Genomic DNA, 24,632 nt, shown 5'->3' on the forward strand with positions numbered 1-24,632 from the left:
TTTATCCTCCTCCTATTTACCTAATTTTTTAGCGATATTATTGTTGAGTTGCTCGCGCCACTTGTCGCGAAAAGACTTTGCCCCTTCTTCGCCGGCCAGCGCTGAACAAAAGCCTTTGATATCGTCACCCAAAACCTCTTGGACACTCTGTCCGTCCGCCGCCGTTTCTTCTAGCAGGCCAAGCACACCGTCAAGAATTGGCATGAGGTTGCGACCGGTGAAATCTGAGTGCGGCCAGAGATTGGCATTAATTTTTTCCCATGCCGCTTGATAATCAGCCGGCAGCTTTTTGACTCGCGATTCAAAAGTTTTGAATTTTTTAGTCATGTCGCTGCCGGTGAGTTTTTCCCAAAAATTCATTATTTTTTCTCCTTTAACTCGTTAATTTTTGATGCTACGAACTCCCATTTTCCCCAGAACTTCCGCAGTTCCTCGCGCCCCGCGTCGTTGATCGCGAAAAACTTTCGCGGCGGTCCCATTTCGGAGGGCTTCTTGGTGATCTCCACCAACTTGTTTTTTTCAAGCCGGATCAGGATGGTGTACACCGTTCCCTCCACAACATCTTTGAAGCCGAGGGCGTTCAGCCGCCGCGTGATTTCGTAGCCGTAGGCTTCTTTGCGGCTTATAATTTCAAGGACACAGCCCTCAAGCACGCCTTTGAGCATTTCCGTTAGGTTTTCCAGCACAATCACTCCTTACTATTCTGTATAACCGGTATGAAGTGTTACTTACTACCGCTATAAAGTATCACGCAGTAGATGAATTGTCAATAGCGTTATCTCTGACACGGATTTTACATTTTCAACTATCCTGTCCGTTACTTCAATGAAAAAAAAAGCAGCCCCTCATGAACTGCCCTACTGCTAGTCACTTCAACAATAGGATGAGTTCATTCAAGGGCTACCTCATTTACCAAGTAATCCAACCACTCGTTCGTTTGTAACTGTGTAGGAGCTCGTATTCTTCACTACGCATCAGTCGTTTCATTTTTGTTCTATACAGACGATAATCATCTTTTCTTGCTATTTTACATTCTTAGTTGTAATGAACACTCTTGATTCCTTTACGGAAATCCTTAAGCTTCTCTTTTCTTGGATCTTTGGGCTTATTATTGATCTCCAGACTACGCTGTTTCTCATCTTCCCAGGATTGAATCTCTTCCCGTGTAAACATCTTCATCCCCGTTGTGCCGGGTTAGATTTTGGCATTTGAAGCCATGACCTTAGACACAACTAATAGAAGAAGATCTTCGGATTGAACATTAAATCACCTCTGATTTTATTCGCCCTTATTTTAACATATTTATAACTATCCTGCCCGTAGCTTAATTAGGCTTCATGAGTCTTTATAAATTTTTCCGTTCTCTATTGTCCCTAAAGGTATACAAAAAAAGGAATCGTCAGCATTTTTGGAATGATCCCTATTGTCGGCCCGTTAGTTGAAAACAGCAGCCAGAATATCCGACTGCTGTTGATTTAATTTCTTTCTGTGCTATCATTTCCCGTTAGCTAAGTGACGATTTAGGTTCTCACGCACCCTTTTCAATCAGTCGTGTTCATAATATTTATACATAGACATCTCAACACTTAATGTGGATGCGATCTCATACGCCTCTTTGATATCTTTGCCATGCTCTATTATTTCGTAAAAAGATCGTAAGATGAACATAAGTGCATCATTACCGTTCGGATAGTCATCAGGTCCGATATATATTCTACAACCTGCGTTCAAAAATGCTTTGGCTAGTGCTGGATCACCTAAGGAGCACCCATTGCCAAAGACCACTTTACCTTCCAGATTAGCAAAACTACTAATTTCGTGTGGGCCAAAGTCACCTCCAGGTTCACCCTCTTCATAGATATCATCTCCAAGCTCTGGCATAACAAATTTCCCTTCATTACCATGAAAGTTGAGTATAACCAGATCAGTATTTACATATAGGTCATCACCAGATAAAACAGAGATAAAATCGTTTGGCCTACCAACCCAATACATAAAGACTCTCGCTCCAAAGTACTCTAGTGTTGCTCTGACTGCCTGACTTTCCATATCACAATCTGGGCCGCATACCAATGCAACATTCACCACAGGTTTACTCATTTTAGCGTTCCTCCAAAGAGCTGTTTTACTGTTAATTTATGATCCATTGGTGGATCCCTAGCAATGAAAGTAATCGCTTTTGAACGTTATAATTCTACAGTCACTTACAGTTCACTTCCTTTGTATAAATAAATATCATACGCTTCAATTAATTTGAAAGTTTCGTTGAACTGCCCTTTAGCTTAATTAGGCATCATGAATCTAATACTTTATTTTTCAGTCCGCTACTTTATTTTCTTTAAACAAAAAGAGAACCCCCACAGAGGTTCTCTTTATCCTTTATATCGCTGCTACAGCAATGCTTTTGCCGCGATATCCGTGCGGTTTTGTTTACCTTCAAAAGTAATACGAGCCGCCTGTTCGTAAGCTTTGTCCCGTGCCCCGGCAATATCACGTCCCAAGCCGACTACCCCTAATACGCGTCCGCCGTTCGTTACCCACTCACCCTGTTCGTTGATGTCTGTTCCGGCATGGAACACGATGGCTTCGTCTGCCTGGTCCAGTCCGTGGATGGGTATACCTTTGGCGTAAGCTGCGGGATAGCCCCCAGAAGCCAGCACCACGCACACCGCCGCTTCATCCTTCCATTCGATCTCCACCTGATCCAGTGTGCCATTCACAGCAGCGAGAAAAATATCGAGCAGATCGGATTTTAGACGAGGCAGCACAACTTGAGTTTCCGGATCACCGAAGCGTGCGTTAAACTCAATCGTCTTCGGCTTGCCATCAGGCGATATCATCAATCCGGCGAATAAGACACCCCGGAACGGGCGGCCTTCAGCAACCATTGCCTTTGCCGTCGGCTTGATAATCGTCTCAATGGCTTCCTCAATAATGGAATTGGCTATGTGCGGCAATGGAGAATACGTACCCATGCCACCAGTATTCGGCCCTTTGTCACCATCAAAAATCGGCTTGTGGTCTTGCGCCGCCGCCATCGGACGAACCGTTTCACCATCGACAAAGGAGAGAATCGACATTTCCTGACCGGCCAGAAATTCCTCGATCACGACCTGCGCCCCGGCTTCACCAAACACCTTGGTCACCATAATGTCGGAGAGAGCCTTTTCCGCTTCCTCCATCGAGTAAGCGACCGTTACCCCTTTGCCTGCTGCCAGTCCGTCTGCCTTGATGACGACCGGGATCGGTTGTTCCTTCAAGTAAGCTTGTGCTTCCTCGTAGGTATAAAACTTGCGATAGGTTGCTGTCGGAATATGGTATTTGTGCAGCAAATCCTTCATGAAGATTTTGCTGCCTTCAATTTCCGCTGCATTTTTACGCGGTCCGAATACTGGAATGCCTTTCGCTTCAAAGGCATCCACAATGCCGTCTGCCAGCGGATCATCGGGGCCAACCACGACAAGTCCGACCTTTTTGGATTCCGCCAGCTCTGTCAGCGCGTCAAACTCACTCACCGGAATCGGCACACACTCCGCTAACTGTCCGATGCCAGCATTGCCTGGCGCACAATAGATTTGTCCGGCCTTGGGGCTTTTCTTCAGCGCCCACACAATTGCATGCTCGCGGCCGCCTCCTCCGATAACCAAAATATCCATTCAGGTGATTCCTCCCGCTCCCATTATGATCGTTCAGGTCCAGGATTTTGCAAAATTCGATTCCAGCCGCTTCCAAGTGCAATATATAGACGAACTAGACCACTTCGATCTATATATTGTTCATCAGAAGTCGCTTATTGGATTTTTGCAAAATCCCCAGGTGTGAAGATGCTACTGCATCCTCAACTCATGCAAGTTAGTGCTTGAAATGACGCACGCCCGTAAAGACCATGGCAATGCCATATTCGTTAGCAACCTTGATGGACTCTTCGTCTTTGATGGAGCCGCCCGGCTGAATGACTGCCGTGATGCCTGCTTTAGCTGCCAACTCCAACGTATCGCCCATCGGGAAGTATGCATCGGATGCCAGCACTGCGCCTTTTGCTTTTTCTCCAGCCTGTTCAATAGCAATCTTGGCCGCTCCAACACGGTTCATTTGTCCTGCACCCACGCCAATGGTCATATTGTCTGCCGCTAATACAATGGCATTGGATTTCACATGCTTAACCACTTTCCAGCTAAACAAAAGCTGTTTCAGTTCTTCTTCGGACGGCGCACGCTCCGTTACAACTGTAAGTGCATCCGGGTTCAGAGCATGAATGTCATTTTGCTGAACGACCATGCCGCCTTCAATCGATGTCACAACGAAACGGCTCTCTGGCTGTTCAGATGGAGACATATCACCCAGATCAAGCAAACGTATATTTTTCTTTTTCGTTAAAATCTCCAGTGCTTCTTTCGTAAAGCCCGGTGCCAGTACAATTTCCAAAAAGATTTCGCTCAGCTTCTTCGCTGTATCGCCGTCAACAATTCGGTTAGCCGCTACGATGCCGCCAAAAATAGAAGTTGGGTCAGCCGCATACGCCTTGCTGTATGCTTCATAAATACTTCCGCCGATTCCCACGCCGCAAGGGTTCATATGCTTTACCGCCACCACGGCTGGTTCACTGAATTCCTTGACGATTTGCAGTGCAGCGTTAGCATCGTTGATATTATTGTAGGACAGTTCCTTACCGTGAAGCTGTTTCGCTGTTGTCAGTGAACCTTTGGCTGCCAATGGCTGACGATAAAAGGCCGCCTGCTGATGCGGATTTTCGCCATAACGCAAATCCTGAATTTTTTCATAGGTTACTGTGTAACGCTCAGGCAACGGCTCGCCTGTCACATTCGACAAATAATCAGAAATCAAAGCGTCGTATGACGCCGTATGACGGAAAACTTTTGCGGCCAAACGCTTACGGGTATTCAGCTCCGTATCGCCATCCTTACGGATTTCCTCCAGCACTGTGGTATAGTCATCAGCATCGACCACCACACTTACAAAAGCATGATTTTTTGCCGCAGAACGCAGCATCGTTGGACCGCCGATGTCGATATTTTCAATCGCGTCCTCGTAGGTTACGCCGGGTTTAGCGATCGTTTCCGCAAAAGGATACAGATTCACAACGACCAGATCAATATAACCCAAGCCGAGCTCCTTCATCTGACGCTGATGCTCTTCATTATTCCGAACAGCCAGCAAGCCGCTGTGTACCGCAGGATGGAGTGTTTTAACACGTCCGTCCATAATTTCAGGAAATCCCGTCACCTCTGAAATGCCGATAACAGGAATGCCCTCCTTCGACAACAAGCTGCTCGTTCCCCCTGTCGAAACGATCTCCACACCCAATTTGGACAATTCGCGGCAAAATTCCACGATCCCACGTTTATCCGATACGCTGACAAGCGCTCTTTTAATACTCACCCTGTCTCCTCCTTTAGCTCTTTCAGAATTTTGCAAAATTCTCTTTTATCATTTTATTTCCCGAGAAATATCGGAAAATGCCTGTACAGCATCCTTGATATGCCAATGATATGACAAATTACAATCATTCTTAGAAAAGTGAAATCACTTTGCGACCATCTAATCGGATTTTGCCTTGGGCCAGTTTGCCAACTACCTCTGGATATAGCTGACGTTCCACGGATTGAATGGCTGCGGATAAGGATTCCGCTGTATCATGGTCGTGAACTTCCACGACACGCTGGGCAATAATGGCTCCCGTGTCCATCCCCCCATCCACAAAATGAACGGTGACCCCACTTACCTTGACCCCATAGGTCAATGCCTGTCCAACAGCATCTTTCCCTGGAAATGCCGGAAGCAGCGACGGATGAATATTGATGATTTTTCCAGCATAGGCATCGACCATGACACTGGATAGCAAACGCATGTAGCCTGCTAACACGATGAGATCAATCGATTTCTGCTCCAGCAAAGCCAGCAGTTCACGCTCATAGTCTTCGCGGGCAGCATATTCCTTGGGTCGAAAAGTATGACACGCAATTCCGGCTTTCTGTGCTCTGGCTACGGCAGGAGCCGCAGGCTTGTCACAGATGAGTAGTTCTATCGAGGCGCCGCCCAGTTCTCCTCGCACGGTCGCATCCACCAATGACTGAAAATTCGTCCCTTCACCTGATGCAAAAACAGCAATCCGGTACTCACTCATTACACCTCGACTCCCGTAAAGGTCACGATAGAACTGCCTTCCGTTACTTTTCCGATCACATAAGCGGCTTCGCCCTGTTCCTTCAGAACTTCCAGTGCAGTCTGTGCATGCTCTTCGCCTACAACGATAACCATTCCAATCCCCATATTAAAGGTTGTGAACATGTCTTTATTGGAAATTGCGCCTTTTTCCTGCATGAGCTGGAAGATCGGCAAAATCGGCCAAGCGCCGTATTCGATATCCACATTGACGTGATCCGGCAACACTCTAGGGATATTTTCAATAAAACCGCCACCTGTGATATGCGCCATGCCTTTTACTTTTACCTTGTCCAGCAAGGCCAAAACCGATTTTACGTAAATTTTCGTTGGCTCCAGCAATACATCGCCCAGTTTGCCGTTCAAGCCTTCGATTTCATCATGTAAATCATAGCCTTGCTGTTCCAATAACAGCTTGCGAACCAGTGAGAAGCCATTACTGTGTACTCCGCTGGAAGCCAGTCCGATAACTGTATCTCCTGGAGTAATGGAACTACCGTTAATGATTTTGCTTTTATCTACAATCCCTACCGTGAATCCAGCAATATCATATTCACCCTCGCTGTACATCCCCGGCATTTCTGCAGTTTCACCACCGACCAGCGCACAGCCCGATTGATGGCAGCCCTCTGCGATTCCAGCGACTATAGCTTCAATTTTCTCGGGCACAACCTTGTCACAAGCGAGGTAATCCAGAAAAAAGAGTGGCTCTGCGCCCCCGACGACAATATCGTTTACACACATCGCAACCGCATCAATGCCAATGGTGTCATGACGATCCATTGCAAAAGCAAGCTTTAGCTTCGTGCCGACACCATCGGTACCGGAAACGAGTACAGGCTCCTCGTACTTATCCTTATTCAGGCCGAACAGCGCACCGAATCCGCCCAAGTCCGTGAGCACTTCGGGACGGAAGGTACGTTTAACGTGCTTTTTCATCCGTTCTACTGCTTCATTACCCGCAGCGATATCTACCCCTGCGTTTTTGTATGCTTCGGACATTCATGAACACTCCTTCAAATGATTGACCCTCCTAAGTCCTCCCTAGCAGGGAGGATTCCATGGGGCTGCTCCCCCTGGACCCCTCAAGAATCGGTCAGATGTGTAAGGTTGGGTGCTGCTTGGTGGTTGGTTCGTGCTGTGAGTCGCGTGTTGTCCTTGTGAATTGCGGGCCATTCCCGCAATTCACAAGGACACGCTTTGGTGCGTGGCCGCCTATGCAGTGGCGGCGGGGCACATCCCTGGCTGTTTGCTTCGCAAAGGCGGGGACGTGCCAGGCAAAGAAGTGAGCGGCGCCTACGAGCGGCTCGCTTCTTTGCCCTTTGAGGCAGGCAGCTTCGCCTTGCCTGCTATTGAGCTTCGCTTCGCTGGCTCAATCTTAAAAAGCACAGTGACTTTTTACGAGTCACCGCTCCGTTAAAAACTCATGGCATGAAATAGTTATGCCATGAGTTTTTAACGACCTTACCTATCCTCTTCCCGGTGGGAACAAAAGAGGTACAGGCACTGCTACAAAAAGGATGCACATCTGAGGAACGGAGCGGGTGGAAGGATTCTGGAGAAGCGAAGCGTTCGCCTTTGCCGCTGGATTCCAACCCTGTTAGGGGTTATTCCATTCCAGGAATCCAGAGGCAACAGCGATCGTAAGAACCTTCCACACGCGGAGTGGCCCCTCAGAACCGCCATCCCCATACCTGCCATGCACCGCTGTACCTCTTTTGTTCCCTTTTCTCAACAACTACATCCGAACTTTTCTTCACCTTTGAAATCTACCTGAGTCGGGTAATCATTATCAAAACAGGCTAGGCACAAGCCGCCTTTGTAATCCTGTTCGTTATATCCACCTACAGCGGCAATCAAACCCTCGGCGCTCATAAAGTAGAGCGAATCGGCGTTAATTTCCTCACGGATTTCCTCGACGGTTTTGGACGAAGCGATCAGTTCCCGACGATCCGGCGTGTCGATACCGTAGAAGCACGGGTTTTTGAAAGGCGGCGACGTAATACGTACATGTACCTCCAGTGCACCCGCATCCCGTAGCATATTCACGATTCGACGGGACGTGGTGCCCCGGACGATAGAATCGTCGATCATAATGACTCTTTTTCCTTCAACAACCCGGCGTACAGCGCTCAGCTTCATTTTTACACCCTGCTCGCGTAGCTCCTGACTCGGCTGAATGAAGGTACGTCCGGTATATTTATTTTTAATCATGCCCAGCTCATAAGGAATACCCGTCTGCTCTGCATAACCAATCGCAGCCGATATACTGGAGTCCGGTACGCCGGTAACCAAATCCGCATCGACAAAAGCTTCCAACGCCATCTGGCTACCCATTCTTTTGCGTGCAGCATGAAGATTAGAGCCATTCAAGTCACTGTCAGGACGAGCAAAATAAATATATTCCATCGCGCACAGTGCTTTACGATGCTTGCCTTCACTGTAACGGTCTTCGTGCAGTCCATTTTTGTCCAATACCAATAGTTCACCCGGCTCGATATCGCGCAACAGCTCTGCTCCAATCGTTTCCAAAGCACAGGTCTCGGAAGCAAACAAATATGCATCTCCCAGTCTGCCCATCGTCAACGGACGCAAGCCGTTAGGATCAGAAGCGACCAGCAGTTTATCGTTGGTCATAATGAGAAAAGCAAATCCACCAACAATACGCTTTAATGCATCTTTCGCGGCCTCCACCAAATCCTTGGACGACCGGGCGATCAAATGCGCTACTACTTCTGTATCGCTTGTCGTTTGAAAAATAGACCCGCCCTGCTCCAGCTCTTGCCGGATTTGCAAAGCATTCACGATATTCCCGTTCGTCGCTACTGCCAGATCGCCATCACGATACTTGAACACCAACGGCTGTGCATTTGTCAGCTTACTGTCTCCACTTGTCGAGTAGCGCACATGTCCTATGGCAATATCGCCTGTCAGCGAAGCCATCAAGTCTTTATTGAATACTTCTTTTACAAGACCCATTCCACGATGATAATGGAACTCATCGCCACTGCTCACACAAATGCCTGCGCTTTCCTCCCCGCGATGCTGGAGCGCATGTAATCCGTAATATGCTAGGGAAGCGGCATCGGAATGTCTGTACACCCCAAACACGCCGCATTCCTCTTTTAATTTATCAAACAGCCCCTCTTTACCAGAGCCTTCATTATAATAATCTCCAGTCCACAACATCCGTGCTGTTATTTCATCAGACATGGAATGACATCCTCCCAGATTTGCTTCAAACTGGCGACTGCCTCATTCAAAGCGGGTTGTCCGTTCACCTCAACTGTCAATTGTGATCCTTCAACTTTTCCTAATACAGTAACTGGCACTTCCAAACCACGCAGATGTGCTTCCAGCGCAGACGCTTTATCCGGCGATGCAGATAACAAAATACGGGATTGGCTTTCGCTAAACAAAGCATGGTCAGGACGCAATGTCGTTTCTACATTGACCTGTGCTCCCAATCCGCCGCTTATCCCGGATTCGGCAAGCGCCACAGCCAATCCGCCCTCTGCCAGATCATGCGCAGATTGTACCAATCCAGCCTGAATCGCTCCCAGTACCGCAGTCAGCAGTTTTTTCTCTACGTTCAGATCCAGCTCAGGCGGACGTCCCTCGGATACACCGTGTACGACTGCCTGGAACTCACTGCCTCCCAGCTCGGCCTTCGTTTCCCCCACCAGGAAAATCACGTCACCTTCGGCTTTGAAGCCTTGTGTCGTAATATGATCCGTATCATGTACCAGACCTACCATACCGACTACAGGCGTCGGATAGATGGAACCTTTGGCATTTTCGTTGTACAAGCTAACATTGCCCCCGATGACGGGTGTATCCAGTACACGGCAAGCTTCTGCCATACCGTCTACGGCTTTTTCCATTTGCCAGAAAATATCCGGCTTTTCAGGGTTACCGAAGTTCAGGTTGTCCGTTATCGCCAAAGGCTCGCCGCCCGAGCATACAATGTTACGCGCTGCTTCGCTGACAGCAATCCGTCCGCCTACCTCTGGATCAAGGTATACGTAACGTCCGTTACAATCTGTAGTCATGGCGAGTCCCTTACGAGTTCCGCGCACGGTCACTATAGCTGCATCCGATCCCGGACGAACGGCTGTGCTAGTGCGAACCATGTAGTCATACTGCTCGTATACCCATTTCTTACTGGCTACACTTGGTGAAGACAGCACCTTTTTCAGCGCACCGTTCAAATCCGTCACTTCTGCATAACGAAGTGTGTCAATAGCAGCATTTTGCTCATAATAAGCAGGGACTTCGGAAGGCTTGTCATAAATCGGACATTCGTCGACCAGCGCTGTCACTGGCATATCTCCCACCACTTCATTGTGATGGAACAAACGCAAGCGACCATCATCCGTCACTTTACCGACCTTGGCACAAATAACGCCCCAACGCTCGAAAATTTCAAGCGCCTGTGCTTCATCCTTAGGCTCTACTACGAACAGCATCCGTTCCTGTGATTCGGATAGCATCATTTCATAAGGTGTCATACCCTCTTCACGCTGCGGTACCTGATCCAGATACAACTCGAGGCCGTTGCCAGCCTTACTCGCCATCTCCGCACTGGAACAGGTAAGTCCTGCCGCGCCCATATCCTGAATACCCAGCACAATACCACTGTCTATCAGTTCCAGACATGATTCCATAACCAGCTTCTCCATAAAGGGATCGCCTACTTGAACCGCAGTCCGGTTCGCTTCGGATTCCTCCGTCAGCTCAACCGATGCGAATGTTGCTCCGTGAATCCCATCACGACCTGTCGGCGGTCCCACGTAGAACACCGGGTTACCGACCCCTTTAGCAACACCACGCTGAATTTTATCATGGTCAATCAGTCCGACACACATTGCATTGACGAGCGGATTGCCTTCGTAGCTTTCATCAAATACAACCTCGCCACCTACGGTCGGAATACCGATACAGTTCCCGTATCCCGCAATACCGGATACCACATGCTCAAACAAATATTTCACACGGTCGCTCTCCAGCTTGCCAAAACGCAGGGAATTCAACACCGCAACAGGTCTTGCACCCATGGAGAAAATATCACGGATGATACCGCCTACCCCAGTCGCTGCCCCTTGAAAAGGCTCCACAGCCGACGGATGGTTATGGCTTTCGATTTTAAATACAACCGCTTGGTTGTCACCGATATCTACAATACCTGCTCCCTCGCCGGGTCCCATCAGAACTCGCGGACCGCTCGTTGGAAAACGACGCAGCAGCGGCTTGGAGTTTTTGTAAGCACAATGCTCTGACCACATGACACTGAATACGCCAATCTCCGTATAGTTCGGCTGACGTCCCATGAATTTACAGATCAACGCATATTCGCTGTCCGACACGCCCATCTGCTGATACAGTTTATGCTCGGCAACCTGCTCTGCCGTTGGTTCCTTAGCGGACACTTGCTGCGCCATGTCGATCCCTCCAAGCGTTCAAAATAGATGTAAACATGCGTTTACCGTCATCCGTTCCAAGCAATGCGTCCACCGCGCGTTCCGGGTGGGGCATCATGCCCAGTACGTTACCTTGCTCGTTACAAATCCCTGCGATATCCGTCATGGAACCGTTGGGATTATCTTTATACGTAAATACGATCTGGTTATTCGCCTGCAAGCGAGCCAGCGTCTCATCATCACAGTAATAGTTGCCTTCGCCGTGTGCGATCGGAATGATGATCTCTTCACCAGCAGCATAATCTTTTGTAAAAGGCGTTTTGTTATTCTCGACCTTCAACACCGTATCACGGCAAAGGAACTTCATCGACAGATTACGGCGCAAAGTACCCGGCAGTAGACCAGCTTCGGTCAGAATTTGAAAACCGTTGCAAATACCCAAAATATATTTGCCCTCAGCAGCCGCTTTGGCTACTTCCTTCATCACCGGGGCAAACCGGGAAATCGCGCCGCAACGCAGGTAGTCCCCGTAAGAGAAGCCGCCTGGAACAAGAATACAATCATAAGACGACAGATCCGTCGCAGTATGCCAAACATAATCGACAGGTTCACCGACCGTGTCCTCTACCGCCTTATAGCAGTCAATATCACAGTTGGAGCCCGGAAAAACCAGAACTGCAAATTTCATGGAATTAGCCCTCCAGTTCGTAGCGGTAGTCTTCAATGACCGTGTTAGCCAACAGCTTTTCGCACATCTCAATGATGCGCTTTTCTGCACTCTCGCGGTCTGTTGTATCCAGGTTCAATTCCATATACTTACCAATTCTGACGCTGTCCACTTCTCCGAAACCCATAGAATGCAGTGCGCCTTGCACCGCGACCCCCTGCGGATCCAAAACGCTTTGCTTAATCGTGACATAGACCGTTGCTTTCATCATGTTCCTTCAGTTCCTCCTCTGAATGAGTGAATCCTATTGGTTGAATTATGATTACTATTTACTGTGCCGTCAGACGCCGCCAAATATCCGTATATCTTGCAGTTGTTTCTTCTACCACCTCAACAGGCAACGGATCGGGCTTGCTGTTCTTGTCCCAACCGGATGCTGCCAAATAGCTTCGCACCGGCTCCTTGTCCATGCTGTCAATCTCGACGTCCAGCTCATACTTTTCCTGTGCCCAGAAACGGGATGAGTCCGGAGTGAAAATTTCGTCAATTAAAATAACCTTTCCGTTAACAAGACCAAACTCAAACTTGCAATCGGCTAAAATAATCCCCCGCTTCTCGCAGAAAGCACGTGCAAATTCGTACAACGCCAAGCTCTTTTCCTCAAGCTCATCTGTCAATTCAACCCCGACCAGCTCTTTCATCTGATGGAGAGAAATGTCCTCGTCGTGTCCGACGTCGTTTTTCGCAGCCGGTGTAAATAAAGGTTTGGGAAAGCGCTCATTTTTACGCAGCCCCTCTGGCAATGGAATGCCATTCACCTCACCGTTCTGCTCATACTGACGCCAGCCGCCTCCGGTAATATATCCGCGCACCACACACTCAATGTCGATGCGTTCAGCTTTCAGCGTGACCATGATCCGGTCCTTCAGCAATTCTTTATTCTGTTCGTCGATTACATGCCCGAGCTTGTTCACATCGGTGTGCACGACATGGTTTTCCAACAAGTCTTTCGTTTGTTCAAACCAGAAAGCGCTGAGCTTATTCAGCACATTCCCCTTTTCCGGCACGGGTGGCTCTAGCACATAATCAAAAGCCGAAATCCGGTCCGTCACAACAATCAGAAAATGCTCTCCGAGATCATACAGCTCACGCACCTTGCCTTTGTAGAGCAACGGCGCATGGATCAGACCTTCGGCAGTAGACAATGACATTTCTAACTTCCTCCTCAAACCTTGTCCCCCTCCTAAATCCTCCCCTCGGGGAGGACCCCCAGGGCTGCTGCCCTCGGGACTCCCGCAAGGGTTGGCTGGTGAGCGGGGTGGGGTGGTCTATTTTGTAGCTACGGTGGAGTGAGCGCGTTCCGCTGGATGAAGGCTTGTTGGTACAAGCCCTTATCCAGCAACGCTTTTACGTTGTGTATATCGACGTTTTTACGAGTATGACATCGTAACGGCGTTGAAAGCTTTTAGCTGCAATTTTATATGCAGCTTACGGCTACAAGCGGCTCCATGCATGCCGCAAATATTCGGCCGTGGCCGTAGCTCGGCATGTCATGCAGCCGAGCATTAAGGCTTCGCCTGTTGTGCGCTTGTACCGCGCCTGCGCACGGATACGGTGGCTCAAGGCTTCGCTCCTTGAGCCTGCGCGTTCTCGGGAGGGCCGCGGGCTGTTTGCTACGCAAATTCGGCAGCCCTCACGAGAACGTTGCTTTGCGCTAGAAAAAGCAGTGGAACACGCTTTTCTAGCGCTCTTTGGGGTGCGGCTTCTTATGTGCCGCACCTCCCTTTCCCTACTCCCGCATGAGGGTTGGTGCTGGAAGCAGCTAGCGGACGGAATCGTTCTGGAGAAGCGTTAGCGCTTGCCTTTGCCTCTGGATTCCAACCATTATCTGGTCTTATACAATCACAGGAATCCAGGGGTAACAGCAATCGGAAGAATGATCCGTTCGCGCAGCGGACTCCCCACACTCTTTATGCCCTCCACGCACGCACCAACTTTCCCTCTACTCCCCTAATCCCAGCTTTTTAAAGATCGTATCTACGTTTTTCAGATGCCATGCCGGGTTGAACGCGTCCTCGATTTCGTCCGCGCTGAGTACGGCGGTAATTTCCGGAGTCGCCTCAACGATTTCGCGGAATTGGCGTTGCTCTTCCCACGCCTGCATAGCACGCGGTTGCACGGTATCGTAAGCTTTTTCACGGCTGAAGCCTTTGTCGATCAGCTTCGTCATAATACGGCCGGAGAACGGTACACCATACGTACGCGCCATATTGCGCTTCATATTTTCAGGGAAGACCGTCAAATTTTTCACGATATTGCCAAAACGGTTCAGCATGTAGTTCAACAGCATTGTTGCATCCGGCAGAATGATACGTTCCACGGAAGAATGCGAAATATCGCGCTCATGCCACAGCGTTACGTTCTCATACGCAGATACCATATGCCCACGAATCACACGCGCCAGACCGGAGATGTTTTCACTGCCAATCGGATTGCGTTTATGCGGCATCGCGGAAGATCCTTTTTGACCCTTGGCAAAGGCTTCTTCCACCTCACGGAATTCACTTTTTTGCAGAGCGCGGACTTCTGTAGCAAATTTGTCCAACGATGTCGCTACTAACGCCAATGTCGCCATATATTCAGCATGACGGTCGCGCTGGAGCGTCTGTGTAGAAATGGGAGCAGGCTTGGTGCCCAGCTTGCGACATACAAACTCTTCTACAGCCGGATCAATGTTGGCGTACGTTCCCACTGCGCCGGACATTTTGCCGTATTCCACTTGATCAGCCGCAAACCGGAAGCGTTCCAGATTGCGCTTCATTTCCTCGTACCACAATCCCATCTTCAGTCCAAACGTTGTTGGCTCAGCATGTACTCCGTGTGTGCGCCCCATCATCGGTGTATGCTTGTACGCCAATGCCTTTTCCTTCAAAATTTCAATAAAATTCAAGATATCACGTTCCAGAATTTCATTCGCCTGCTTTAACAGATAGCCCAGTGCCGTATCAACCACGTCTGTGGAGGTAAGACCATAATGTACCCATTTGCGCTCGTCGCCAAGACTTTCGGACACCGTGCGGGTAAAAGCAATGACATCATGTCTTGTCTCCTGCTCAATTTCATAAATCCGTTCAATATCAAAACTTGCATTCTTACGCAGAGCCACGGTATCCTCTTTTGGAATAACCCCTAATTCTGCCCAAGCTTCACAGGCACACAGTTCTACTTCCAGCCATGCTTTAAATTTATTTTCTTCCGTCCAAATGGCTCTCATTTCCGGTCTGCTATAGCGTTCGATCATGATTATTTATTCCCCCAAATATTGGTTTGTTCAATCCATTCCAGCGCTTGTTCCGCATCCTGGCACAATAGATTAATATGTCCCATCTTTCGGCCTGGCTTGACTTCACTTTTTCCATACAAATGCAACTTGGGTACAACATCCAATCTTTCAGCTTCAGCATCCGATTGCACAAACCGCCGAACCACGTCCTCCAAATGCTCGCCTAGCACATTGACCATCACGACCGGAGTCAGCAGCTTCGTGCTGCCCAAGGGCAAACCGCAAATCGCACGTATGTGCTGTTCGAATTGCGACGTCGCGCATCCCTCCATCGTGTAATGACCGGAGTTATGCGGTCGTGGTGCCAACTCATTAACGTACAATTGTCCGTCTTCGGTGACAAACATCTCCACAGCGAGCAGTCCCACCGCACCCAACGACTCTGCTACAGCCAGCGCCAACTTGCGCGCTTCCTCCTGAACAGGTTCTGGCACGCGCGCAGGTACAATCGACGTGTGCAAAATGTTGTTCACGTGAATGTTTTCCGCAGGTGGAAAGGCTTTGGCTTCACCGTTCGTGCTGCGTGCAACAATCACCGAGATTTCGCAGCGAAAACGAATGAACTGTTCCAACACCAGTTCCGCACCGCTTCCAGCCAGTTGTTCGTAGGCAGCTATGGCTTCCTCTGGTTGGCGAATGACCACTTGTCCCTTGCCATCATAACCACCGACTGCTGTCTTGAGCACACACGGCACACCCAGTTCAGCTACCGCTTGAACCATATCCGCAGAACTACTGATTTCACGATACGGAGCAACAGGAACACCAGCAGCTTCAATAGAACGCTTTTCTCGCAGACGATGCTGTGTTGTGTACAAAAGACTGCTGCCCTGCGGCACGCTGGATTCCTGTTCCAAAAGCGCAGCCACACCCGCGTCCACATTTTCAAACTCATACGTGATCACATCGCACCGCCCAGCCAGCTCTCTGGCCGCGTGTTCATCATCATAGGCAGCGAGGATTTGTTCTGACACCTGTCCACACGGACTATCAGGTGCAGGGTCCAGCGTCACAAAGCGATATCCCAGGTTTGTTCCCGCCATTACAAGCATTCTTCCTAATTGTCCGCCTCCCAAAAGTCCAATCATTGTACCAGGAGGACGGATACGGCCTGCGGGTTCACATGCCCCATTCATAGCGAGTCACTGCCTTCCAGCACCTCATCACGGATACGGTCGCGCCTTGCCAAGACCCGCTGGCTTATTTTTTCGTCAAAAGCACCTAATATTTGTGCGGCCAGCAGCCCTGCATTCGTAGCGCCTGCCTTACCGATTGCTACCGTGGCAACCGGAATACCACCCGGCATCTGCACAATGGAGAGCAGGGAGTCCAGGCCGTTCAGAGCCTTCGACTGAACAGGCACACCTATGACTGGCAGTGCTGTCTTCGCGGCCACCATCCCTGGCAAATGCGCAGCCCCACCCGCTCCAGCAATAATGACTTTCAACCCGCGTCCAGAAGCTTCCTCTGCAAAACGGAACATCAAATCCGGTGTGCGATGGGCTGAGACTACCTTTTTCTCATATCCGATTTCCAGCTCGTCCAGCACAGCACATGCATGTTGCATGGTGTCCCAGTCTGATGTGCTGCCCATAATGACAGCGACCTGCACTGACATGTCCTTCACTCCCTGTTTATCAATAAGCGCCAAAAATCCGGCACTCGAAAATAACGTTATTTTCAAGACACCGGACTACGAAAAACAAACGACAGAGCCTCTTAAAGGCATGCCAAAAGCAAGCCTGTTCCACCGCATCCAATGCGGCTTCAGCCGTATGTCTCCCGTAGTCCGGAAATTTAAGGTTTCCAGGTAGAAACTTCCGGGCCATATCCCCGGCATTATACGAGTTAGCATTGTGCCTACTCCATCCCAAACGATATTCTTTACAAGCATGATCGTGGTCTGTTTCAGCTCAAACATGTGTACCTTATTAAATTGTACCTTAAGTTCATTTTTTATCGACAATACACTTCATAGTTTAACAATTCCCTACACCTTATGTCAACTTGAAAACGAACATTATTATAACCATATAATTGAATGTTCGTGTTTGGTAAAATAAAAACCCTTATATACCCACAGGTCAGGAATATTGCATTACATTTAGCTATCTCTTCTACCTACACTGATAATAGCCAGCACCGCATTCTACTGACAAAAATAAAAGCCGGTACTTCCTGTACAGGCAGTAATCCGACTTTTACTTTTTTATTCAGTTATTTTACGACCAGCACAGGAATGCGCGCATGCTGAACCACATTGTGACTCACGCTGCCCAATACAAACTCACGAATACCACCCAAGCCGCGGCTACCGATCACAATCACATCGAAGCCATTTTCATTGGCATAATCCAAAATAACTTCGGCTGGCGAACCTTGAATCAGCTCCACCTTGGCATCTACGCCTTGCTCAGCAAGTCGCCTTTTAACTTCATCCGTGGTTTGCTCCGCCAAATCGTAATATTCTTTATTTATCGAAGCTGGAATCGGGGCCAAACCTTCGCCCATGAAAATTCGCGGGAAATCAAACGCCGTTACGACCTCAAGCTTCGAGGACAGTGAAGCCTTGGTTAATTCAGCTGCCTTTAGCAAGGCCTTGTTGGCTGCATCCGAACCGTCATAAGCAAGCAATATTTTTGAAAATAGCATCATATACACCTCTTTTTCAGTTTGTTAAATCCAAGTTTGAAATATGTATTCCTTTGCACGCTTGCACAATACATTCGTGGACGCTGGAATAGCCGCCTTACTCATCATTAAACATTCCTATAAGAACCTAAACCCCGGCTTTACCGCAAAAAATATCCATATAGCAATGCGTTAATAAACAGCAACGCAGGAATACCGAGTCTGAAGCTCATATGTCGCGTTTTATGGCGTTTGCGGTACATCGCGATCAGCACGCCCAATGCTCCTCCGATCAGGGCCAGTAAAAACAGCGTCCGTTCGGGCACGCGATCACGATGCTTACGCGCTCTTTTTTTATCCTCCGACATTACCAGATAGCCTACTGCATTGATAAACAGCAGCCATACCAACAAGCCTGTCTGCAATGTCTCTCCTCCTTTTGCACACCGTACCAAGTTCAGGTATTAGGCCTTATATAGCGCTCTCCCCCTCATTATAACCCCACCCCTTTTACAGAAACAACGCCTCCCTTGACTGGGATCGTGCTTTTGCGGAAATAGTAACGTGGTATGAGGGGAATCCCCGACTGCATCTATTTCGTCTGAAGGAGGAACTGCGATGGAAAGCACCCATGAATACGTTGAAAAGCTGCGAGAAAATGCAAAAAAGGCAGAACGCAACCGTAAACAAGGAAAAGGAACTCCCAGCGCCAGCTTGCCGACAAAACAGCATACCAACAATCCCTGATCAAGGAATCTGTATTAAGCTGTAGAACCACGTTATTAACGTAAAATATCAACTTAACCTTGTAGTTTTCCCTTTGAATGAAATTAAAGCTAAACTCAATTGTTCACCTTCCACAAAAACAGCAAGCAGACTCTTTATGAGATATCTGCTTGTTGTTTTGTTTTTGCAATTATTCTTGTTTAGCTTGTCGCCTTTAAAACAAACAACCGACTGTAGAAATCGCCCTCCGGCAGTACCAGCGACAGACCCAGATACATCATTATCACCTACTACATACACCTACCACACACAAAAAAACGATTACATTTTTAATAAATAAGTTTTAAAGTCATATTTCCTAACATATGTATTGACTAAAAACAATTTTTCACTCTATAATTCGTGGTATTAACGTAATTCGACAAAATATTTGTCAGTTAATCTATCATTGATATTTGAGGTTTGACATTGGAGAGGAGCTTTATATGACTAACATGAAAAAAATGACGATGATTCCCCTGTTGGCCAGCTTTATTCTCGGTAGTACCTTATGGAGTGGTGGATTTACCGCCAACGCTGCGACAGCAGCTACAACCAGCACATCTGCACCTACTTCTACCACTACGACTTCGGACAAATCTGAAAATCCACAAGCCAATCATTTACCCAATATTAAAATACTTGCCACGGGAGGGACCATTGCAGGATCATCTGCCGTCAATACCGATACAACCGGCTACAAAGCAGGCGCGTTGGGTGTTGAAACCTTGATCAATGCCGTTCCTGAGATGAAAAGTATTGCAAATGTCAGTGGTGAGCAAGTTGTTAACGTAGGCAGCCCCGACGTTAATAATGAGATCCTCTTAAAACTTGCCAAACGTACCAATGAACTGCTTGCCAGAGACGATGTGGACGGTATTGTCATTACACATGGTACAGATACATTAGAAGAAACAGCTTATTTCCTCAATCTTGTCGTCAAGAGCGATAAGCCAGTAGTTGTCGTTGGCTCTATGCGTCCAGCTACTGCCATCAGTGCCGATGGTCCCTTCAACCTTTATAATGCTGTGAAAGTTGCCGGGGCTTCGGCCTCCAAAGGTCAAGGTGTACTCGTACTGCTGAACGACCGTATCGGTGCAGCAAGATACATCACCAAAACAAACACAACAGCAGTCGATACGTTCAAGTCTGTGGAGCAGGGATACCTGGGAGCTGTTGTGGGTGATCAAGTGTACTATTACAACAAATCCACACACAAGCATACGACTTCTTCTGTATTCGACATCTCTAATCTGACCCAACTTCCGCAAGTAGATATTTTATACGAGTATCAAAACAACGGCCGCTATCTGTATGATGCAGCCGTAGCGGCTGGTGCCAAAGGTATTGTCGTAGCTGGTTCCGGTAATGGTTCCTTGTCCAAGACCTCCTCAGAAGGTGCAGAGGCCGCAGGTAAAAAAGGAGTTATTATTGCCCGCTCCAGTCGCGTGGGAAGTGGAGTCGTCTCCCCGTCTACAAAAGACGCAGCATCGAATTTTGTTTCCACCGATTCGCTCAATCCGCAAAAAGCACGGATTTTGCTCATGCTTGCTTTGACTCAAACGCACGATGTTAACCAAATTCAATCCTTCTTTAATGAATACTAAGAGCACTAATCCCTAAGCAAGCTAAAATACAGCATCCTTCTCATTAAAAAGAAGCAGCAGTTACGGTTTATCACCGTTACTGCTGCTTCTTTTTTGCAAGACAATCTCTGGCATCAATAACTACTCCATCTGATATCCAATAGTCTTGGTCTTATACAGCAATTCGTTGTCCCTCCCATTAGCATCAAGACTGCTGTTTGGGAATCCCATTCAAGCTTGGAGGATATTTCGCTTGCTTCTCTGGATGAGGAGCAATTTCTTCTTCCAGTATACTTGATTTATTTTGCTGATTATTGATTTTAAGCGGCTTATGCTTGGGCATAAATACTCACCTCCTCGGATTACCATGCCAAGGAGTGAGCGTTTTTATACCGATGTATACCTGCTGACTGCGTAGCTTGCATCACTTTTGCTCACCTGTTATTTGCCCTGTTTTTGTTCCATCGCTGCTTTTAGCAAGTCACCTAAACTGGAGCCAAAAGACTCCTGCTTTTCAAATTGTCTTACTAGCTTTTGCTGTTCCCGTTTGTTTACCCGTTGCTTGTCCTTATCCAACGTCTCAGTAATGCCGCACGGCAGGCATCTTACATACAGACCTGCCTTGCCCTCTTTCATTTCCATTTTCTTATGACACTGCGGGCAACGGCGATTAGACAAACGTTTTTCCCCTGAACGACGGTGACCGCAATCCGCACTTGGACATACAAGGAACTTACCTTTCTTGCCTTTCTTCTCCAACAGCTTTGTACCACAATCCGGACAATGGCTATTCGTCACGTTATGGGGCTTGTACTCCGCACTGCTATTTTTCACAGTGGAAACCAGTTCTTTCGCCATAGCACGAATAGAATTCAAAAACGGTTCCGGTTGTCCTTGACCACGGGCAATCCGTTCCAGCTCCGCTTCCCAACGTGCCGTCAGTTCGGGCGTTCGAAGCTGTGGAGCCGCCAGTTCGATCAGTTGTTTGCCTTTCCCTGTTGGATGCATCACATTCCCCTGACGCTCAATCGTATCCGAGCTGACGAGCTTCTCGATCAGATCGGCACGGGTAGCTGGAGTACCCAGTCCATGCTTTTCCATCTGGGCGAGCAGGGCTGCTTCTGTATACCGCTTCGGCGGCATCGTTCGCCCAGCTCGTACAAGACAACGCTGTAACCGGACGGAATCTCCTTTTTTCAGCTCAGGTAAAATAACGCCCCGTCCATTGTTTTCCCGATCCTCTGCTTCTTCATCGTCCATTTCATAATGACTTTCGTCATATACAGCACGCCAGCCGCTATCTTTTATGGTTGTACCTTTTACCTGAAACGTCTCCTGCTCCACCGTTACCGATACTGCTACAGCATCATAACGTGCAGGTGGATAAAACAGACTGATAAAACGGCGTGCAATCAGATCATACAGCTTACGTTCCTCAGGGCTTAACTGATTAAGCAATAACGTCTGCTCAGTAGGAATAATCGCATGATGATCCGTGACTTTGCTGTCATCCACAATTCGCTTCGTGGTTGGCAAGTTGTTACGCAATAGTGGACGTGCCAAGGAAGCATACGGACCCACTGCTACACTACTGAGCCTTTCCTTAAGTGTATCCACCATATCAGATGTCAGATAACGGCTGTCTGTACGTGGATAGGTCACCAGCTTATGCTGCTCATACAGACGCTGAAGCAGATTAGACGTCTGTTTGGCCGAAAAGCCGTAGCGCTGGTTAGCATCTCTTTGCAGCTCAGTTAAATCATACGCCAGCGGGTGAGGCTCGTTCTTTTCGCTCTTTTTAACACTCGCAACTGTGCCTTTGGCCCCCTCAAGCCTGCGGCACAATGCCTCTGCTTGAGTACGGTCAAACATGCGTGAATCCCCGCTCTCTGCCCGCCAAGTTGCCTGAAAATCGCCAAAATCCGCCGTCAAAGTATCATATTCCTGAGAACGAAACTCAGTAATCTCTTTCTCACGCTCCATAATCATCCCTAGCGTTGGTGTCTGTACTCTTCCAGCCGAAAGCTGCGCGTTATAACGACAAGTCAACGCGCGAGTTACATTGAGACCAATCATCCAGTCTGCTTCAGCCCTACAGCGAGCCGATTCATATAAACGATCAAACTGCTGACCAGGCAATAGCTTCGCGAAACCTGCCTTAATCGCCTTGTCCGTCTGAGAGGAAATCCATAAGCGCCGGAAAGGCTTTTTCCAGTTTGCCATTTGTATGATCCATCGCGCCAGCAGTTCTCCTTCACGAGCAGCATCTGTTGCCACGATAAGTTCTCCAATGTCCTGTCGCTTCATAAGCTGCTGTACAGCTTTGAACTGATGATTACTTTCGCGCAGTACCTTTAACTTGGAACTCTTCGGAAGAATAGGCAAGTCCTCTAAATTCCAGGTCGCATACCTGGAATCGTAATCCTCCGGCTCTGCTAAGCCGACCAAATGCCCCAATGCCCATGTCACCACGTACTTGGGTCCTTCTATATAACTTTTATGCTTCTCGCGGCTGCCCATCACACGTGCAATCTCTCTGGCCACGGACGGTTTTTCTGCCAATACCAATACCTTCATGTTACGCTCCTTTCTCTCATAGTGTAATTATACCATCCTGCCATCTTACGATAAATCTATGCCAACGGCTCTTATTAACATGATTGTATATATTATTACTATTGCTTCTACATTGGTTAGGACGAATTACAAATCAGGCACACTCCATTTTAATAGCAGACCCGCATATGTCAGGCCTCCCCCAAATCCATATAACAACACATGTTGTCCATACCGTAAACGCCCATCATCCAAACCACACTGTAAAGCCAATGGGATCGATGCCGCCGATGTATTGCCATACAACTCTACGCTTGTCAGCGTCTTTTCTAAAGGTACTGTGCTTTTTTCACATATGGACTCGATCATTCTTAAATTAGCACTATGAGGTACAAACCAGTCAAGATCCTCCTTCTTCATATTTGCCTTATCCAATAATCGTTCGATTCCCGTTGGAACAGAGCGAACAGCCCATTTATAAACCTCACGTCCATTTTGAGCAATAAACCCATGATCATGTAGTTTCTCTCCATCCAAATGATCAGATAATCCCACACGGTAAAGATGTGCTCCCCCTTGCCCATAAGTGCCTATATCCGCAGTTAAAAAGGATCCTTCATCCTCGTCATATTCAACAAGTGCAACCCCTGCACCATCTCCAAAAAGTATACACGTCGTCCGATCCGTATAATCTGTAATTTTGGACAACGTTTCAGCCCCTACTACTAGCACCTTACGATGCAGACCACTCGTAATAAGGCCATTTGCCAAATGAAGTCCATAGGAAAAACCTGCACATGCTGCACTAATATCCATTGACCCCGTATTCGGAATATCGAAATGAGCCTGAATACGTGAAGCTGTACTTGGAAAGTAGTAATCAGGTGTACTAGTCGCTACAATGATCATGTCAACATCGTTTATATTTACGTCATACAGGTTAATCATACGTGTAATAGCTTGTATACATAAATCAGATACGTATTGATCCTTAGCCGCAATGCGTCTTTCACGCATACCCGTTCTTTGTACAATCCACTCGTCACTAGTATCCACAAGCTTCTCCAAATCGGCGTTCGTCAAAATTTGTTCAGGTACATAAGTGCCAAAGGCCGTAAGCTTTGCTTTTGAATTCAACAATCTAATCACTCTCCTTTTTAATCCTTATTCATATTATAACACCAGATACTAATACCTGGTACTAAATTATTTTAAAAATGCCCACGTATTTACTAGTTAATATCCACTTATTCACTTGAACTTATAACCAACTTACTTTAAATAAAATTCCACTGTTTTTCAACGCAAAAAAGGACCATGATCTTCTGAAGATCATGGTCCTTTTTACTTGTTGCTTGGCAACGTCCTACTCTCCCAGGACCCTGCGGTCCAAGTACCATCGGCGCTGGAGGGCTTAACGGTCGTGTTCGGGATGGGTACGTGTGGAACCCCTCCGCTATCGCCACCAAACATGAATTTAC

General features: G+C 47.9%; 25 protein-coding genes, 1 rRNA gene and 1 riboswitch. Of the genes, 3 read left to right on the top strand and 23 right to left on the bottom strand.

What is annotated here, in order from left to right; genetic code table 11:
- Positions 1-12: 12 nt before the first annotated feature.
- The 8 genes from AC6EJC_RS19510 to purM form a co-directional block, all read right to left on the bottom strand.
- Positions 13-360, bottom strand: a complete 348-nt coding sequence (locus AC6EJC_RS19510) for a DUF1048 domain-containing protein (RefSeq protein WP_444955386.1) — start codon at positions 358-360, stop codon at positions 13-15.
- A complete protein-coding gene (locus AC6EJC_RS19515; RefSeq protein WP_444955410.1) occupies positions 360-665 on the bottom strand; it encodes a PadR family transcriptional regulator in 306 nt (101 codons plus the stop codon). The genes AC6EJC_RS19510 and AC6EJC_RS19515 overlap by 1 nt, the downstream gene beginning before the upstream one ends.
- A 370-nt stretch (positions 666-1,035) precedes the next feature.
- On the bottom strand, positions 1,036-1,173 hold the full coding sequence (locus tag AC6EJC_RS19520; RefSeq protein WP_444955387.1) for a hypothetical protein: 138 nt from the start codon (positions 1,171-1,173) through the stop codon (positions 1,036-1,038).
- 372 nt (positions 1,174-1,545) lie between these two features.
- Complete coding sequence (locus AC6EJC_RS19525; RefSeq protein WP_444955388.1) at positions 1,546-2,100, bottom strand: delta-aminolevulinic acid dehydratase; 555 nt, start codon at positions 2,098-2,100, stop codon at positions 1,546-1,548.
- Positions 2,101-2,390: 290 nt separating this feature from the next.
- The gene (gene purD / locus AC6EJC_RS19530) at positions 2,391-3,656 is read right to left on the bottom strand and encodes a phosphoribosylamine--glycine ligase (protein WP_444955389.1); all 1,266 of its coding nucleotides are present in this window, start codon (positions 3,654-3,656) and stop codon (positions 2,391-2,393) included.
- A gap of 196 nt (positions 3,657-3,852) precedes the next feature.
- Positions 3,853-5,400 carry a bifunctional phosphoribosylaminoimidazolecarboxamide formyltransferase/IMP cyclohydrolase gene (gene purH / locus AC6EJC_RS19535; RefSeq protein WP_444955390.1) on the bottom strand — a complete coding sequence of 516 codons (1,548 nt, stop codon included), beginning with the start codon at positions 5,398-5,400 and terminating at the stop codon, positions 3,853-3,855.
- A gap of 130 nt (positions 5,401-5,530) precedes the next feature.
- On the bottom strand, positions 5,531-6,145 hold the full coding sequence (gene purN / locus AC6EJC_RS19540; RefSeq protein ID WP_444955391.1) for a phosphoribosylglycinamide formyltransferase: 615 nt from the start codon (positions 6,143-6,145) through the stop codon (positions 5,531-5,533).
- A complete protein-coding gene (gene purM / locus AC6EJC_RS19545; RefSeq protein ID WP_444955392.1) occupies positions 6,145-7,185 on the bottom strand; it encodes a phosphoribosylformylglycinamidine cyclo-ligase in 1,041 nt (346 codons plus the stop codon). Before purM ends, purN begins: the two co-directional genes overlap by 1 nt.
- 205 nt (positions 7,186-7,390) lie before the next feature.
- Here purM and AC6EJC_RS19550 point away from each other — a divergent pair, with 205 nt between their 5' ends.
- Positions 7,391-7,603 (top strand): hypothetical protein, encoded by a 213-nt coding sequence (locus tag AC6EJC_RS19550; protein WP_444955393.1) that lies wholly within the window; start codon positions 7,391-7,393, stop codon positions 7,601-7,603.
- 311 nt (positions 7,604-7,914) lie between these two features.
- Here AC6EJC_RS19550 and purF read toward each other — a convergent pair whose 3' ends face one another.
- The 11 genes from purF to AC6EJC_RS19605 all read right to left on the bottom strand — a co-directional run bounded on the left by purF (position 7,915) and on the right by AC6EJC_RS19605 (position 18,669).
- A complete protein-coding gene (gene purF, locus AC6EJC_RS19555; RefSeq protein ID WP_444955394.1) occupies positions 7,915-9,396 on the bottom strand; it encodes an amidophosphoribosyltransferase in 1,482 nt (493 codons plus the stop codon).
- Entirely contained in the window at positions 9,381-11,624 is a 2,244-nt protein-coding gene (purL, locus tag AC6EJC_RS19560; protein ID WP_444955395.1) for a phosphoribosylformylglycinamidine synthase subunit PurL, read from the bottom strand. The genes purF and purL overlap by 16 nt, the downstream gene beginning before the upstream one ends.
- Positions 11,602-12,291, bottom strand: a complete 690-nt coding sequence (purQ, locus tag AC6EJC_RS19565; RefSeq protein ID WP_444955396.1) for a phosphoribosylformylglycinamidine synthase subunit PurQ — start codon at positions 12,289-12,291, stop codon at positions 11,602-11,604. The genes purL and purQ overlap by 23 nt, the downstream gene beginning before the upstream one ends.
- A gap of 4 nt (positions 12,292-12,295) precedes the next feature.
- Positions 12,296-12,541 carry a phosphoribosylformylglycinamidine synthase subunit PurS gene (purS, locus tag AC6EJC_RS19570; RefSeq protein WP_013308797.1) on the bottom strand — a complete coding sequence of 82 codons (246 nt, stop codon included), beginning with the start codon at positions 12,539-12,541 and terminating at the stop codon, positions 12,296-12,298.
- 58 nt (positions 12,542-12,599) lie between these two features.
- The gene (locus tag AC6EJC_RS19575) at positions 12,600-13,481 is read right to left on the bottom strand and encodes a phosphoribosylaminoimidazolesuccinocarboxamide synthase (RefSeq protein WP_444955397.1); all 882 of its coding nucleotides are present in this window, start codon (positions 13,479-13,481) and stop codon (positions 12,600-12,602) included.
- Positions 13,482-13,764: 283 nt separating this feature from the next.
- Positions 13,765-13,893 carry a hypothetical protein gene (locus AC6EJC_RS19580; RefSeq protein ID WP_444955398.1) on the bottom strand — a complete coding sequence of 43 codons (129 nt, stop codon included), beginning with the start codon at positions 13,891-13,893 and terminating at the stop codon, positions 13,765-13,767.
- A gap of 379 nt (positions 13,894-14,272) precedes the next feature.
- On the bottom strand, positions 14,273-15,571 hold the full coding sequence (gene purB, locus AC6EJC_RS19585; RefSeq protein WP_444955399.1) for an adenylosuccinate lyase: 1,299 nt from the start codon (positions 15,569-15,571) through the stop codon (positions 14,273-14,275).
- A gap of 2 nt (positions 15,572-15,573) precedes the next feature.
- Positions 15,574-16,749 carry a 5-(carboxyamino)imidazole ribonucleotide synthase gene (gene purK, locus AC6EJC_RS19590; RefSeq protein WP_444955400.1) on the bottom strand — a complete coding sequence of 392 codons (1,176 nt, stop codon included), beginning with the start codon at positions 16,747-16,749 and terminating at the stop codon, positions 15,574-15,576.
- Complete coding sequence (gene purE, locus AC6EJC_RS19595) at positions 16,746-17,231, bottom strand: 5-(carboxyamino)imidazole ribonucleotide mutase (RefSeq protein ID WP_444955401.1); 486 nt, start codon at positions 17,229-17,231, stop codon at positions 16,746-16,748. Before purE ends, purK begins: the two co-directional genes overlap by 4 nt.
- Before the next feature lie 147 nt (positions 17,232-17,378).
- Positions 17,379-17,480, bottom strand: a riboswitch (purine riboswitch).
- A 350-nt stretch (positions 17,481-17,830) separates the two neighbouring features.
- Positions 17,831-18,265 carry a universal stress protein gene (locus tag AC6EJC_RS19600; RefSeq protein ID WP_444955411.1) on the bottom strand — a complete coding sequence of 145 codons (435 nt, stop codon included), beginning with the start codon at positions 18,263-18,265 and terminating at the stop codon, positions 17,831-17,833.
- A 140-nt stretch (positions 18,266-18,405) separates the two neighbouring features.
- Positions 18,406-18,669: a DUF1294 domain-containing protein gene (locus AC6EJC_RS19605; RefSeq protein WP_444955402.1), complete on the bottom strand. Its 264-nt coding sequence runs from the start codon at positions 18,667-18,669 to the stop codon at positions 18,406-18,408.
- Positions 18,670-18,862: 193 nt separating this feature from the next.
- Here AC6EJC_RS19605 and AC6EJC_RS19610 point away from each other — a divergent pair, with 193 nt between their 5' ends.
- Together AC6EJC_RS19610 and AC6EJC_RS19615 are read left to right on the top strand one after the other, a co-directional pair.
- Entirely contained in the window at positions 18,863-18,991 is a 129-nt protein-coding gene (locus AC6EJC_RS19610; protein ID WP_444955403.1) for a DUF4023 family protein, read from the top strand.
- Positions 18,992-19,455: 464 nt separating this feature from the next.
- Complete coding sequence (locus AC6EJC_RS19615; RefSeq protein ID WP_444955404.1) at positions 19,456-20,616, top strand: type II asparaginase; 1,161 nt, start codon at positions 19,456-19,458, stop codon at positions 20,614-20,616.
- 184 nt (positions 20,617-20,800) lie between these two features.
- On the opposite strand, the gene AC6EJC_RS19620 is transcribed toward AC6EJC_RS19615, so the two are convergent.
- From AC6EJC_RS19620 to rrf, 4 genes are all read right to left on the bottom strand, one after another.
- Complete coding sequence (locus tag AC6EJC_RS19620) at positions 20,801-20,938, bottom strand: hypothetical protein (RefSeq protein WP_167518699.1); 138 nt, start codon at positions 20,936-20,938, stop codon at positions 20,801-20,803.
- Between the two features lie 98 nt (positions 20,939-21,036).
- Complete coding sequence (locus AC6EJC_RS19625; RefSeq protein ID WP_444955405.1) at positions 21,037-23,172, bottom strand: DNA topoisomerase III; 2,136 nt, start codon at positions 23,170-23,172, stop codon at positions 21,037-21,039.
- Between the two features lie 126 nt (positions 23,173-23,298).
- Complete coding sequence (locus tag AC6EJC_RS19630; protein WP_444955406.1) at positions 23,299-24,291, bottom strand: ketoacyl-ACP synthase III; 993 nt, start codon at positions 24,289-24,291, stop codon at positions 23,299-23,301.
- Positions 24,292-24,504: 213 nt separating this feature from the next.
- Positions 24,505-24,621, bottom strand: a 5S ribosomal RNA gene (gene rrf / locus AC6EJC_RS19635).
- Between the last annotated feature and the right edge of the window lie 11 nt (positions 24,622-24,632).

It is taken from the genome of Paenibacillus sp. TY11 (genome assembly GCF_059772165.1).